14 protein-coding genes are annotated in these 12,561 nt (G+C 65.6%); 11 read left to right on the top strand and 3 right to left on the bottom strand.

Going from position 1 to position 12,561, the window contains the following annotated elements; all coding sequences use genetic code 11:
- Positions 1-115: 115 nt before the first annotated feature.
- From ADAD_RS0104265 to ADAD_RS0104255, 3 genes are all read right to left on the bottom strand, one after another.
- The gene (locus ADAD_RS0104265; RefSeq protein WP_010410099.1) at positions 116-1,279 is read right to left on the bottom strand and encodes an acyl-CoA dehydrogenase family protein; all 1,164 of its coding nucleotides are present in this window, start codon (positions 1,277-1,279) and stop codon (positions 116-118) included.
- A 97-nt stretch (positions 1,280-1,376) separates the two neighbouring features.
- Positions 1,377-2,525 carry a CaiB/BaiF CoA transferase family protein gene (locus tag ADAD_RS0104260; RefSeq protein WP_010410096.1) on the bottom strand — a complete coding sequence of 383 codons (1,149 nt, stop codon included), beginning with the start codon at positions 2,523-2,525 and terminating at the stop codon, positions 1,377-1,379.
- The gene (locus ADAD_RS0104255) at positions 2,525-3,286 is read right to left on the bottom strand and encodes a crotonase/enoyl-CoA hydratase family protein (protein ID WP_010410094.1); all 762 of its coding nucleotides are present in this window, start codon (positions 3,284-3,286) and stop codon (positions 2,525-2,527) included. Before ADAD_RS0104255 ends, ADAD_RS0104260 begins: the two co-directional genes overlap by 1 nt.
- A gap of 171 nt (positions 3,287-3,457) precedes the next feature.
- Here ADAD_RS0104255 and ADAD_RS0104250 point away from each other — a divergent pair, with 171 nt between their 5' ends.
- The 11 genes from ADAD_RS0104250 to ADAD_RS0104200 all read left to right on the top strand — a co-directional run bounded on the left by ADAD_RS0104250 (position 3,458) and on the right by ADAD_RS0104200 (position 12,542).
- Positions 3,458-4,159, top strand: coding sequence for a Crp/Fnr family transcriptional regulator (locus ADAD_RS0104250; RefSeq protein WP_010410093.1), 702 nt, complete (start codon positions 3,458-3,460; stop codon positions 4,157-4,159).
- A gap of 78 nt (positions 4,160-4,237) precedes the next feature.
- The gene (gene ccoN / locus ADAD_RS0104245) at positions 4,238-5,938 is read left to right on the top strand and encodes a cytochrome-c oxidase, cbb3-type subunit I (protein ID WP_010410090.1); all 1,701 of its coding nucleotides are present in this window, start codon (positions 4,238-4,240) and stop codon (positions 5,936-5,938) included.
- Between the two features lie 11 nt (positions 5,939-5,949).
- Positions 5,950-6,696, top strand: a complete 747-nt coding sequence (gene ccoO, locus ADAD_RS0104240) for a cytochrome-c oxidase, cbb3-type subunit II (RefSeq protein ID WP_010410088.1) — start codon at positions 5,950-5,952, stop codon at positions 6,694-6,696.
- On the top strand, positions 6,693-6,857 hold the full coding sequence (locus ADAD_RS0104235; protein WP_010410086.1) for a CcoQ/FixQ family Cbb3-type cytochrome c oxidase assembly chaperone: 165 nt from the start codon (positions 6,693-6,695) through the stop codon (positions 6,855-6,857). Before ccoO ends, ADAD_RS0104235 begins: the two co-directional genes overlap by 4 nt.
- A complete protein-coding gene (ccoP, locus tag ADAD_RS0104230; RefSeq protein ID WP_010410084.1) occupies positions 6,847-7,758 on the top strand; it encodes a cytochrome-c oxidase, cbb3-type subunit III in 912 nt (303 codons plus the stop codon). Before ADAD_RS0104235 ends, ccoP begins: the two co-directional genes overlap by 11 nt.
- On the top strand, positions 7,745-9,331 hold the full coding sequence (ccoG, locus tag ADAD_RS0104225) for a cytochrome c oxidase accessory protein CcoG (RefSeq protein ID WP_010410081.1): 1,587 nt from the start codon (positions 7,745-7,747) through the stop codon (positions 9,329-9,331). Before ccoP ends, ccoG begins: the two co-directional genes overlap by 14 nt.
- On the top strand, positions 9,331-9,777 hold the full coding sequence (locus tag ADAD_RS0104220) for a FixH family protein (RefSeq protein ID WP_010410077.1): 447 nt from the start codon (positions 9,331-9,333) through the stop codon (positions 9,775-9,777). Before ccoG ends, ADAD_RS0104220 begins: the two co-directional genes overlap by 1 nt.
- A complete protein-coding gene (locus tag ADAD_RS0104215; RefSeq protein WP_010410075.1) occupies positions 9,774-11,894 on the top strand; it encodes a heavy metal translocating P-type ATPase in 2,121 nt (706 codons plus the stop codon). Before ADAD_RS0104220 ends, ADAD_RS0104215 begins: the two co-directional genes overlap by 4 nt.
- Entirely contained in the window at positions 11,891-12,052 is a 162-nt protein-coding gene (gene ccoS, locus ADAD_RS0104210) for a cbb3-type cytochrome oxidase assembly protein CcoS (protein ID WP_010410073.1), read from the top strand. Before ADAD_RS0104215 ends, ccoS begins: the two co-directional genes overlap by 4 nt.
- Positions 12,042-12,266, top strand: coding sequence for a hypothetical protein (locus tag ADAD_RS0104205; protein WP_010410071.1), 225 nt, complete (start codon positions 12,042-12,044; stop codon positions 12,264-12,266). The genes ccoS and ADAD_RS0104205 overlap by 11 nt, the downstream gene beginning before the upstream one ends.
- 12 nt (positions 12,267-12,278) lie before the next feature.
- On the top strand, positions 12,279-12,542 hold the full coding sequence (locus ADAD_RS0104200) for a hypothetical protein (protein WP_237700737.1): 264 nt from the start codon (positions 12,279-12,281) through the stop codon (positions 12,540-12,542).
- Positions 12,543-12,561 lie beyond the last annotated feature (19 nt).

Raw genomic sequence — 12,561 nt, 5'->3', positions numbered from 1 at the left:
CCTGTTGCACAGGTTAATCGAGCAGGGTTGCCAACCCGCTACAAGCGCGCGAACCCGCCGCTATCCGGGCTGGGACACCCTTTCGCCAACAGGTTAACGCGCCCTTCGCACTTGCTCACATAGAGCGCGCGATGAGCATCTTCATGATCTCGTTCGAGCCGCCGAAAATGCGCGCAATCCGGGTATCCCGGTAGAGGCGGGCAATCGCATAGTCGTTGATGTAGCCGCTGCCGCCGTGCAGCTGCAGGCACTTGTCGACCACTTCGCTCTGCAGTTCGGTCAGCCAGTACTTGGCCATGCTGGCGGTCGCCACATCCAGCTTGCCTTCCAGCAGCTTGGCGATGCAATCGTTCACGAACACACGCGCCGCCGTGCCCCGCGCCTTGAGGTCGGCGAGCGTGAACTGGGTGTTCTGGAAGTCCCAGATCGTCTGCCCGAAGGCCTTGCGTTCCTTCACGAAGTCGAGCGTGACGTTGAGCGCGCGCTCGATCCCCTCCATCGCCTGCACCGCGATGATGAGGCGTTCCTGCGGCAGTTCGCCCATCAGCTGGTAGAAGCCCTTGCCTTCTTCCCCGCCGAGGATCGCGTCGCCCGGCACGAACACGTCGTCGAAGAACAGTTCGCTGGTGTCCTGCGCATCGAGCCCGATCTTGTCGAGCTTCTTGCCCCGCTGGAAGCCTTCGGCCCCTTCGGTCTCCAGCAGCACCAGGCTGATGCCCTTGTGCCGCTCGTTCGGGTCGGTCTTGGCGACGACGATCACGAAATCCGCGATCTGCCCGTTGGAGATGTAGGTCTTGGAACCGTTGATGCGGTAGCCGTTGCCATCCTTCAATGCGGTGGTGGTGATCGACTGAAGGTCCGATCCCACGCCCGGCTCGGTCATCGCAATGGCGCTGACCAGATCGCCGCTGACGAGGCGGGGCAGGTATTTCTTCTTCTGCTCTTCGGTGCCGTGGCGCACCAGATAGGGCAGGATGATGACGTTGTGCAGGCTGGCCGCGAAGCCTTCGACGCCCTTTTTCGACTGCTGGTCGATCACCACCAGATCGTGCCGGAAGTCGCCGCCGTGGCCACCATATTCCTCCGGCACCGAAACGCCCAGAAGCCCGGCCTCGCCCGCCTCGCGCCAGAACTCGCGCTCCACCTGTCCATCCTCGCGCCACTTGAGGACGCGCTTTTCGGGCGCGTGCTTTTCGTAGAACTTGCCTACGGCATCGGCGAAGATCGAGATTTCCTCGTCTTCCATGAACTCGGGCTGCGGCACATCGATCACGGGCATCTGACAGTATCCTCTCGAATTTTATCTTCTTTGTGGCGAGACTATCAAATCGGTTGCGAACTGCAATGGACCTGATGGATCGGGCGATGCGCCGCGTTCAGGAGACGGCCCCCGCCTCCCTCAGCGCGGCGATCTCGCCAGCATCAATGCCCAGATCGGCCAGGATCGCGTCGGTATCGTCGCCCGGCATCGGTGCGGCATCGGGCGTTGCCGTGGCCGTGCCGGAATAGCGCGGCGCCGGGGCGGGCTGCGGCGATCCCGCCACATCGACGAAGGTCTCCCTCGCGATGTTGTGCGGATGCTCGCGCGCCTCGCTCATCGTCAGCACGGGGGCGTAGCACACGTCCGAATGCTCCAGCGCCTCGTCCCATTCGGCGCGGGTCTTGCGCGCGAAGATCGCGGCGAGCTTTTCCTTCAGATCGGGCCACGCGGCAGGGTTCATCTGCGCGTCGAACGCCGGATCGTCGGCCAGGCCCACGCGCGCGCGCAGCTCGGCATAGAACTGCGGTTCGATGCTGCCGATGCTCACGAACTTGCCATCAGCGGTTTCGTAGGTGTCGTAGAAATGCGCGCCGGTATCGAGCAGGTTTGCCCCCAGATCCTCGCGCCACAGGCCCTGATTAGCCATGCCGTGGATCATCGCCATCAGCACCGCCGTTCCGTCGGTCATCGCAGCGTCGATCACCTGCCCTTCGCCGCCACGCGCCACGCTCAGCAATGCGGAGACCATCCCGAAGGCGAGCATCATGCCCCCGCCCCCGAAATCGCCGACCATGTTGATCGGCGGGGTCGGCTTCTCGCCCGCGCGCCCGAAATGGGCGAGCGCGCCCGCGAGCGCGATGTAGTTGATGTCGTGCCCGGCATAGGGCGCGTATGGCCCGCTCTGGCCCCAGCCGGTCATCCGGCCGTAGACCAGCTTCGGATTGTCGGAGAGCAGCACCTCGGGCCCCAGCCCCAGCCGCTCCATCACGCCCGGGCGGAAGCCTTCGATCAGTCCGTCGGCGCTGGCGCACAGCTTGCGGGCGAGCGCGATGCCCTGCCTGGCTTTGAGATCGAGCGCGATGGACTTGCGCCCGCGCGCCAGCACATCCTTGGTGGAAACCGGCTGCGAACCGCCGCGCCCGCCACTCGCCCGGTCCACCCGGATCACTTCGGCGCCGTGGTCCGCCAGCATCATGCCGCAAAACGGACCCGGACCGATCCCTGCGAACTCGACGATGCGCAGCCCGGAAAGCGGGCCGCCCATTACTTGCCCTTCCAGTTGGGCTTGCGCTTCTCCGCAAAGGCGGCGGCGCCTTCGCGCGCATCCTCGCTCGCAAAGACCAGCGGCGTCAGCTTGGCCTGCTCGTCCCAGCGCGATTCGAGGCTCCAGCCGCGCGATTCCTCGATGATCTGCTTCGAAATCTTCACCGCGAGCGGGCCGTTGTCGGAAATCGCCCGGGCCAGCTCCATCGCGCCGTCCATCGCCGAACCGTCGGTGACGCGGTTGACCAGGCCCAGCTCGTAGGCACGTGCGGCGTCGATGAATTCACCGGTCAGCGCCAGCTCCATCGCCACCTTGTGCGGGATCTGGTCGGGCAGCTTCATCAGCCCGCCCGCCGCTGCGGCGAGCCCGCGCTTCACCTCGGGAATGCCGAATTTCGCGCTGCTGCTGGCGACCACCAGATCGCACGAGATCATCAGTTCCAGCCCACCGGCCAGCGCATAGCCTTCCACCGCGGCGATGATCGGCTTGGCCGGGCCCTTCTGCGTCAGGCCACCGAAGCCGCGCCCTTCGACGAAGGGGGTCTCGCCGCGCAGGAAGCCCTTGAGGTCCATGCCCGAACAGAAGGTGCCGCCCGCGCCGGTCAGCACGGCAACCCGCAGGTCGTCTTCGGCATCCAGCCGGTCCAGCGCGGCGGCAATGCCTTCGGCCGCAGCCTTGTTCATCGCGTTCTTGGCATCGGGTCGGTTGATGGTGATGACCAGCACACCGTCCTTCACCTCGCTCAGCACGTCTTCGCTCATCTCTCTCTCCCACAAGTGGCTGTTTGCAACCGATGCTGCAGAAGCGGGAGCGAGCGGTCAAGCGAGGAGCATCGCGGCGACGATCAGGTGCCCCCCGGCCCGGCTTGATCCAGATCAAGGATGCCGGACGCAGGGCGCGCTAGGCGTACCCCAAGGAAGGACGCAGACCCCATGAATTTCCCCGACCTGTTCGATCGTTTTGCCGATCGAGTCCTGCCCGCGAACCTTACCGATGCAGCGATCCTGCAGCTGCGGCACGAAGCCTATGCGGAGGATCTGCCCGCCGGAGGCCGCTTGCATCTGGACGATGATCGCTCCCACTTCATCTTCGTGGGCAGCGGGGCGACCAAGCTGGCGGCGTTCGTATCGACCGAGCGCGAGCAGATCGTGGCCTTCGATTTCGCTGGCGATATCGTCCACGTTCCCCCGCGCGGGCGCTACAATTTCGCGCTGACCGCACTCACTCCGGCAGAGGTTCTGGTCATGCCGGCGGACAGCTTCTTGCGCACCACGCCCGAAAGCTGCGCCCTGCTGAAGGTCGCTACCGAGGAAACGGCCCGCGCACTGTCGGCCAGCCGGGAGAATGCGATCACGCTGGGACGCAGATCGGCGCGCGAGCGGCTGGCGTGCTTCCTGCTGGACGTGTGGGCCCGGATGGCAGACCAGCGCAAGACGGGGGAAGAGGCGATAGTCCTGCCGATGTCGCGTGGAGAGATTGCCGAAAGCCTTGGTCTGACGATCGAGACCGTGAGCCGACAGTTCAGCGAACTGCGCGAGCTCGGCCTGATCGAGACCTGCGGACGATCACTTCTTCGGGTGGTGGACCCGGAAGGCCTTTCGCGCTGTGCCGGACAAGTCGCAGCCGCAGCATAAAATTTCCCGAAATTGATCTCGATCAATGCACCGGAATCCGGGCGGCCTTAGTGGCGCCACAAACGGAAAGGGCAGTACATGCAAATCGAAGCAGCACTTGGGAGGGCCGGCCTGTGGTTCCTCCTGCTTCTTCTGTCGGTGGCCGTAGCGGCGACCGCGAAGGATGCCGGATTCGCGGCGCACGCGGTCATTATAGGCGTAATCGCCTTCGTGATGATCTGGGTCACCGCAGGGCGGTTCGATCCGATCGCCGGCGGGCGGACCTTCTTCAAGATGCCCGATACGCCTTCGGTCTACGACGACGAGATCGTGCGCTGGGGCGTGATCGCGACGATGTTCTGGGGCGTGATCGGCCTGCTCGCGGGCGTGTTCATCGCCTCGCAGATGGCCTTTCCGTGGCTCAACGTAGAGCCCTACCTCAATTTCGGGCGCCTGCGCCCGCTGCACACCTCGGCGGTGATCTTCGCCTTTGGCGGCAACGCGCTGCTGGCGACCAGCTTCTACGTCGTGCAGCGCACCTGCCGCACGCAGCTGGCGCTGCCCAGCCTCGCCCGCTTCGTGTTCTGGGGCTACCAGCTGTTCATCGTTCTCGCGGCGACGGGCTATGTCCTGGGCGTCACGCAGAGCCGCGAATATGCGGAGCCCGAATGGTACGTGGACCTGTGGCTGACCATCGTATGGGTCGCCTACCTCGTGGTGTTCGTCGCCACGCTGCTGCGCCGTAACGAACCGCATATCTACGTCGCCAACTGGTTCTACCTCGCCTTCATCGTGACCATCGCGATGCTGCACGTGGTCAACAACCTGGCTGTGCCCGTCAGCTTCCTCGGCTCACGCAGCTACAGCGCCTTTGCAGGCGTGCAGGATGCGCTGACCCAGTGGTGGTACGGCCATAACGCGGTCGGCTTCTTCCTGACCGCCGGCTTCCTGGCGATGATGTACTACTTCGTGCCCAAACAGGCCGAACGTCCGATCTACAGCTATCGCCTGTCGATCATCCACTTCTGGTCGCTGATCTTCCTCTACATCTGGGCCGGTCCTCACCACCTGCACTACACCGCACTGCCCGACTGGGCGCAGACGCTGGGCATGGTGTTCTCGGTGATGCTGTGGATGCCCAGCTGGGGCGGCATGATCAACGGCCTGATGACCCTGAACGGGGCATGGGACAAGGTCCGCACCGATCCGATCATCCGGATGATGGTGATGGCGCTGGCCTTCTACGGCATGAGCACCTTCGAAGGCCCGATGCTGTCGATCAAGAGCGTCAACAGCCTGAGCCACTACACCGACTGGACCATTGGCCACGTCCATTCCGGCGCGCTGGGCTGGAACGGCATGATCACCTTCGCCTGCGTGTACTACCTGGTCCCGCGTCTGTGGAACCGTGAGCGGATGTACAGCCTGCGGATGATCAACTGGCACTTCTGGCTCGCTACGGTCGGGATCGTCTTCTACGCGGCCAGCATGTGGGTGGCGGGCGTTACCCAGGGCCTGATGTGGCGCGAATACGGGCCCGACGGCTACCTGGTGAACAGCTTCGCGGATACGGTCGCGGCCCTGCACCCCATGTTCATCATGCGCATGACCGGCGGGCTGCTCTACCTCTCCGGCGCGCTGGTGATGACCTACAACATCTGGATGACGCTGGCGGGCAAGGTGCGCAACGAAGCGCCGATGACCGAAACCCCTTACGACGCCGAAAGGGACAAGCCGATCGTCGACTCCCGGCCCTCCGCAGCTCCCGGGACCGCTCCCGACGCAGTGCCAGCCGAATAGGACCCTTCGAAATGAGCCTGACCGAAAAACATAAAAAGCTGGAGCGGAATATCACGCTGCTCGCCGCGGCGACCTTCGTGACGGTCGCGATCGGCGGCATCGTGGAAATCGCCCCGCTGTTCTGGATCGACAACACGATCGAGGAAGTGGAAGGGATGCGCCCCTACAGCCCGCTGGAACAGGCGGGACGCGACATCTACATCCGCGAAGGGTGCTATTCGTGCCACAGCCAGATGATCCGCCCCTTCCGCGACGAGGTTGAACGCTACGGCCATTACAGTCTCGCGGCGGAAAGCATGTACGACCACCCCTTCCAGTGGGGGTCCAAGCGAACGGGGCCTGACCTGGCGCGCGTTGGCGGTCGCTATTCGGACGAATGGCACGTCCAGCACCTCGAGAACCCGCAGAGCGTGGTGCCCGAAAGCATCATGCCGCAATACGGCTTCCTGGCGGAAAACGATCTGAAGATCGCCGATGCGCGGGCCATGCTGCGCGCGCTGCAGACCGTCGGCGTGCCCTATACGGACAGCGATCTGGAAAAGGCCGAGACCGACCTGTTCGCCCAGGCCGATCCCGACATGGACGCAGGCGATCTGGCCGAACGCTATCCCAAGGCGCAGATCCGCGACTTCGACGGCAATCCCGACCGCGTGACCGAAATGGATGCGCTGATCGCCTACCTGCAGATGCTGGGTACGCTGGTCGATTTCGAAAGCGGTGCCCCGCTCGAAGAACTGGCCGAGGAGACCGGCCGATGACCTTCTACGAGGAACTGCGCCACTTTGCGGACAGCATCGGCCTGCTTGCCATGCTGCTGATCTATCTCGGCCTGTGCCTGTGGCCCTTCAGGCCGGGCGCAAAGCGCCGCACCAACAAGGCAGCCAACTCTATTTTCAAGGACGAGGCCGATGGCCAATAAGCGCATCGATGAGGCGACCAACACCGAAACCGTCGGCCACGAATGGGACGGGATCGAGGAGCTGAACACCCCACTGCCGCGCTGGTGGCTGTGGACCTTCTATCTCACGATCATCTTCGCGATCGTCTATGTCGTCCTGTATCCGGCCTGGCCGATGATCGAAAAGGCGACCGACGGCGTGCTCGGCTGGTCCAGCCGCGGCGAGCTGGCCGAGGAAATGCGCCTGGCCGATCAGGCGCAGGTCGGTTTCCGCGAGCAGCTGGCCCGCGTCCCGATCGAACGCCTGCCCGACGATAGCGAGCTGATGGCCCGTGCGGTTGCGGGCGGCCGGGCCGCGTTCCAGGTCAACTGCAGCCAGTGCCACGGCTCTGGCGGTGCGGGGGACCAGAAGCTCGGCTATCCGAACCTCAACGACGACGCATGGCTGTGGGGCGGTGACCTGAAGGCCATCGAATACACGATCGTCCACGGGGTTCGCTGGGCGGAAGACGACCAGACCCGCCAGAGCGTGATGCCGCCCTTCGAAGGCGCCTTCGACGAGGCCCAGCTGGGCGCGGTGGTCGACCATGTCCTCTCGCTGAGCGGCAAGGCGCAGCCCAATGCTGCGGGCGCGCAGATCTTCGCGGACAACTGCGCCGCCTGCCACGGGCCGCAGGGCAAGGGCGGACGCGAATTCGGCGCGCCTAACCTGAGCGATGCGATCTGGCTGCGCGGGGGCGACCGCGCCGACCTGCGCAGGCAGATTCTCGGCCCCCGGATGGGCGTGATGCCCGCCTGGGGAGAGCGGCTCGATCCGGTGACGATCAAGATGCTTGCCGCCTATGTCCACTCGCTCGGGGGAGGCGAAGACTTTGTTGAGGTCGCCGACAATCCCGAGGTAGAGGTCGATGAACAACCCTGACGAAACCGGAGCGGGCAAAGACCGCGACTGGTCGGTCGTACTGGACGACGGGGTCGCCAAGACCAACGAACCCGTCTCCAGCGCGACCGCCTCGACCGGAGCGCCCACCCGGCGGCACGAGCCGCACGAACCGCCGCGCACGCAGATGCCCGAAAAGCTCTACGAAAAGCGCAAGGCGGTCCATAACAAGCGGATCGACGGACCATTCCGGCGGTTCAAGTGGTTCGTCATGTTCGTCACGCTGGCGATCTATTATCTGACGCCCTGGATCAGGTGGGATCGCGGGCCCTTCGCACCCGACCAGGCGGTTCTGGTCGATCTCGCCAATCGCCGCTTCTACATGTTCGGCATCGAGATCTGGCCGCACGAATTCTACTTCGTCGCCGGCCTGCTCATCATGGCGGGGATCGGGCTGTTCCTCGTCACCAGCGCGGTGGGGCGTGCGTGGTGCGGCTATGCCTGCCCGCAGACCGTATGGACCGACCTGTTCCAGCATATCGACCGCTTCGTGGACGGGGACCGCAATGCGCGTGCCCGGCTCGACAAGGCGCCTTGGGGGCCGAAGAAGATCGCGCGGCGCAGCTTCAAATGGTCGATCTACCTGCTCATCAGCCTGGCGACCGGCGGTGCGTGGATTCTCTATTTCGCCGATGCGCCGACGCTGTTCACCGACTTCTTCACCGGACAGGCCGCCCCGGTGGCCTACGCAACCGTGGGCATCCTGACGCTGACCACCTTCACGCTGGGCGGCTTCATGCGCGAACAGGTGTGCATCTACATGTGCCCCTGGCCCCGTATCCAGACCGCGATGCTGGACGAGAAGTCGCTGATCGTCACCTACAAGGACTGGCGCGGGGAGCCGCGCGGCAGCCTGAAGAAAGCGAAGAAGGACCCCGAGCATTACGGCGACTGCATCGATTGCAACCAGTGCGTCGCAGTCTGCCCCACAGGCATCGACATCCGCGAAGGCCCGCAGATCGGCTGCATCACCTGCGCCTTGTGCATCGATGCGTGCGACCGCGTGATGAAGGACATCGGTCGCCCGCGCGGCCTGATCGACTACGCCACGCTGGAGGCATGCCGCGAGGAAGCGCAGGGGCACCCCGCCCAGCCCGCATGGAAGGCGCTGCTGCGCCCGCGTACCTTCGTCTATTTCGGCGTGTGGGGCGGTATCGGCGTGGCATTGCTCTTCGCGCTTGGCACGCGCTCGCATACGGACCTTACCGTATCGCCCGATCGCAACCCGCCCTACATGCTGCTGAGCGACGGCTCCGTCCGCAATTCCTACACGCTCAAGCTGCGCAATATGGAAAGCCGCCCGCGCGAGATGGAGGTGTCGGTGGAAGGTCTGCCCGGCGCGCGCATGTGGACCGACACGATCAACGCACGCGAGGCGGCGCCCAGCATCACCTTCAACGTGCCCGCCGACCAGATCCGCACCGTGCGCGCCTATGTCATGGCGCCGAGCAATACGACCTCGCGCGAGTTCACCTTCCGGCTGACCTCGCTCGACGAACAGCGCGAGACCGACACGGTCGAGACCCGCTTCGATGCCCCCGCAGGAGGATCGTGATGACGAAGAAGTTCACCGGCAAACACATGGCTACCATCCTGGTCGTGGGCTTCGGCGTGGTGGTCGCGGTCAATTTCACCATGGCCTCGCTGGCCACCAACGGCTTCAGCGGGGTGGTGGTGGAGAATTCCTACGTCGCCAGCCAGAAATACAACGGCTGGCTGGAAGAGGCCGCGCGGCAGGAAGCCACCGGCTGGGACCTGAAGGCCGCGCGCGATGAGGGTGGGCGCCTGGTGGTGGAGGCACTGGGTGCGCCTTCCACCGCGCAGCTGACCGGCCATGCGCGCCATCCGCTCGGCCATCGCGTCGACCGCCAGCTGGCCTTCGTGCGCGGCGAAGACGGGCGCTTCACGTCCTCCGAGCCGCTCGACGCGGGGCGCTGGACCTTGCGCCTCACCCTGTCGGACGGGGACCGCAAGAGGGTCGTCGAAACCGCGCTGCCATGAACGCGCCCGCGGCCATCGACCGGCCCAAGGCGGCCGAGCTCGCGCAGACACGCCTGACGATCCCCGGCATGCGCTGTGCCGGATGCATCGCCAAGGTCGAGCGCGGCCTGATGGCCGTCGAAGGCGTGGACGCGGCGCGGGTAAACCTGTCGGCCAAGCAGGTCACGGTCCGCCATGCCCCGTCGATCGACGACCTCGTGCTGGTCGATGCGCTCGACGCCATCGGGTTCGAAGCACAGGCCATCGGGCAGGCGGCCGCCGGGCCGCAAGCCGCCGACCGCGAGCTGATCAAGGCGCTGGCAGTGGCGGGCTTCGGCATGATGAATGTCATGCTGCTTTCGGTCAGCGTCTGGGCGGGCGCGGATGGCGGCACGCGCGAGGTATTCCACTGGCTTTCCGCCGCCATCGCGCTGCCCGTGATCGCCTATGCCGGCCGCCCCTTCTTCTCCTCTGCCCTCAAAGCGCTGCGGCGCGGGCGGACCAACATGGACGTGCCCATATCGCTGGGCGTGCTGCTGGCGACGGGCCTCAGCCTGTACGAGACCGCAACCGGCGGTGCGCACGCCTATTTCGATGGCGCCACCATGCTGCTGTTCTTCCTGCTGGCGGGGCGCGCGCTGGATGCGGCGATGCGCAATCGCACACGCTCGGGAATTGCCGCGTTGCTGAGCCGGATGGGCCGCCACGCGACGGTGATTGCTGAGGATGGTTCGGCCCGCCGGGTTGCGGCCGCCGATCTGGAACCCGGCATGCTCACGCTGGTCGCCGCCGGCGACGCGCTCGCGGCGGACGGCATTGTCGAGGGGGGAGAAAGCGCCATCGACAACGCCATGGTCACGGGCGAGAGCGCACCCGAGAACATTGCCCCCGGCGACCGGGTGCTGGCCGGTTGCGTGAACCTGCAGGCCCCCATCAAGGTGCGGCTCACCGCCGTGGCGGACGATACGGTGATCGCAGAGATCGCCCGGCTGATGGAGGATGCCGGCCAGTCGCGCAGCCAGTATGTGCGGATCGCAGACCGGGCCGCGCGCCTTTATGCCCCCGTGGTTCACACCCTCGCCGCGCTTGCCTTCGTGGGCTGGATGATCGCCGGGGCGGGCTGGCACCAGTCGCTAGTGATCGCGATTGCGGTGCTCATCATCACTTGCCCCTGTGCGATGGGTCTGGCGGTTCCGGCGGCGCAGGTGGTGGCTTCGGGCGCGCTTCTGAAGAAGGGCCTGCTGGTGAAGGATGGCAGCGCGCTAGAACGGCTGGCCGAGGCCGATATCGCGCTGTTCGACAAGACCGGTACGCTGACGCTGGGCGAACCTGTGGCCCAGCTTGCCCATGTCGATGCGCACGCCCGGCCCGTGGCGCTCGCGCTCGCACAGGCGAGCCACCATCCCCTGAGCCGCGCGCTCGCCAAGGCTCTCGCCGCGCAGGATGTGAAGCCTGCCGAGATCAGCAGTCCGGAGGAGATTGCGGGCGAAGGCGTGTTCGCCATGAGCGAAGGCCAGCGGGTCAGCCTCACCCGCCCCCTTGCGGATGGCGGTGCTACCGCTGCCGAGCTGCACATCGCCAGACAGTGCTGGACGATTCCCTTCCACGACGCGCTGCGGCCCGATGCCGGGCAAGCCATTGCGCGCATTGCCCAGGCCGGGCTCGAAAGCCGGATCATTTCGGGCGACCGTGACGCGGTCGTAGCCGGGGTGGCGGCAGACCTCGGCATCAGCGGGCACGGGCGCGTTTCCCCGCAAAACAAGCTTGCCGAACTCGAAAGGCTGAAGTCCGCTGGCTATCTCCCGCTGATGGTCGGCGATGGTCTGAACGACGGACCCGCTCTTGCCGCCGCGCATGTCTCGATCGCGCCCGGCACCGCCAGCGATGCCAGCCAGCAGGCGGCCGACGCGGTGTTCATCGGCGAGAAACTGATGCCCGTGGCGCTGGCCGTGATCGCCGCGAAGCGCACGATGCGCGTGGTGCGCCAGAACTTCGGTTTCGCCATCGCCTACAACGTGTTCGCGATCCCTCTCGCCCTGACCGGAATGGTGACGCCGCTGATCGCAGCGGTGGCGATGTCGGTCAGCTCGCTGGTGGTGGTCGGCAATTCGCTGCGCCTAGCAGGGGCAGCGCGGTGAACGCGCTCGTCTTCCTCATTCCCATCGCCCTGGGCCTGGGCGCGCTCGGCCTTGCCGCATTCTTCTGGTCGATGCGCAACGGGCAGTACGAGGACATGGAGGGCGCGGCCAATCGCATCCTGATCGACGACGAGGAAGGGCCCCCCGATGACCGGTGAGCTGATTGCGCTGCTTGCGCTCGTCCCGATCATGACAGGGCCGCTGCCCGCCGGGGAGGAAAGCATCACCATGCGCCTGTGCGGTGGGGGAACGATCTCCATTCCCGTCGAGCGCGACGGAGAAGCGCCGGAGCCCGCCCCCTGCTCGAAGGCGTGCCATGCCGGCAACTGCCGGAAGCGTTCTGCCAAGCCCGGCACACTCGAGATCGACTGAAGGAGAAAGCCTATGCCGCTCTGGTTGTTTCCCACTCTCATGGGAGCTCTCGCCACGATCAGCCTCGTTGCCGGGATCTGGCTGCTGCTCCACCTTCCGGATGTGGCACGCATCTTCAGGGGCAGACGCAACGGTGAGTTCGTCCGCAGTTCGGGGAAGAAGTTCGCGTCACCCGGGGCCGTGTGGCTTGCGCTGATCCTGTTCAACGGCGGCTGGATCGCCTGCGTGGTGCTGTGGGTCTTCGTTTCTGGCAGCGATACCAGCCCCGTAAGCTAGACGCGGGAGCGGGCCGCAC

It is taken from the genome of Citromicrobium sp. JLT1363 (genome assembly GCF_000186705.1).
In the GTDB taxonomy this organism is placed as follows: Bacteria; Pseudomonadota; Alphaproteobacteria; order Sphingomonadales; family Sphingomonadaceae; genus Alteriqipengyuania.
The sequence above is the reverse complement of the archived record's forward strand: the minus strand, read 5'-3'. Positions and strand labels throughout refer to the sequence as shown.

Coding starts and splice junctions, on each gene's coding strand:
- ADAD_RS0104265 (WP_010410099.1), bottom strand. CDS start 1,279: ATGCCCGTGATCGATGTGCCGCAGCCCGAGTTCATGGAAGACGAGGAA.
- ADAD_RS0104260 (WP_010410096.1), bottom strand. CDS start 2,525: ATGGGCGGCCCGCTTTCCGGGCTGCGCATCGTCGAGTTCGCAGGGATC.
- ADAD_RS0104255 (WP_010410094.1), bottom strand. CDS start 3,286: ATGAGCGAAGACGTGCTGAGCGAGGTGAAGGACGGTGTGCTGGTCATC.
- ADAD_RS0104250 (WP_010410093.1), top strand. CDS start 3,458: ATGAATTTCCCCGACCTGTTCGATCGTTTTGCCGATCGAGTCCTGCCC.
- ccoN (WP_010410090.1), top strand. CDS start 4,238: ATGCAAATCGAAGCAGCACTTGGGAGGGCCGGCCTGTGGTTCCTCCTG.
- ccoO (WP_010410088.1), top strand. CDS start 5,950: ATGAGCCTGACCGAAAAACATAAAAAGCTGGAGCGGAATATCACGCTG.
- ADAD_RS0104235 (WP_010410086.1), top strand. CDS start 6,693: ATGACCTTCTACGAGGAACTGCGCCACTTTGCGGACAGCATCGGCCTG.
- ccoP (WP_010410084.1), top strand. CDS start 6,847: ATGGCCAATAAGCGCATCGATGAGGCGACCAACACCGAAACCGTCGGC.
- ccoG (WP_010410081.1), top strand. CDS start 7,745: ATGAACAACCCTGACGAAACCGGAGCGGGCAAAGACCGCGACTGGTCG.
- ADAD_RS0104220 (WP_010410077.1), top strand. CDS start 9,331: ATGACGAAGAAGTTCACCGGCAAACACATGGCTACCATCCTGGTCGTG.
- ADAD_RS0104215 (WP_010410075.1), top strand. CDS start 9,774: ATGAACGCGCCCGCGGCCATCGACCGGCCCAAGGCGGCCGAGCTCGCG.
- ADAD_RS0104205 (WP_010410071.1), top strand. CDS start 12,042: ATGACCGGTGAGCTGATTGCGCTGCTTGCGCTCGTCCCGATCATGACA.
- ADAD_RS0104200 (WP_237700737.1), top strand. CDS start 12,279: ATGCCGCTCTGGTTGTTTCCCACTCTCATGGGAGCTCTCGCCACGATC.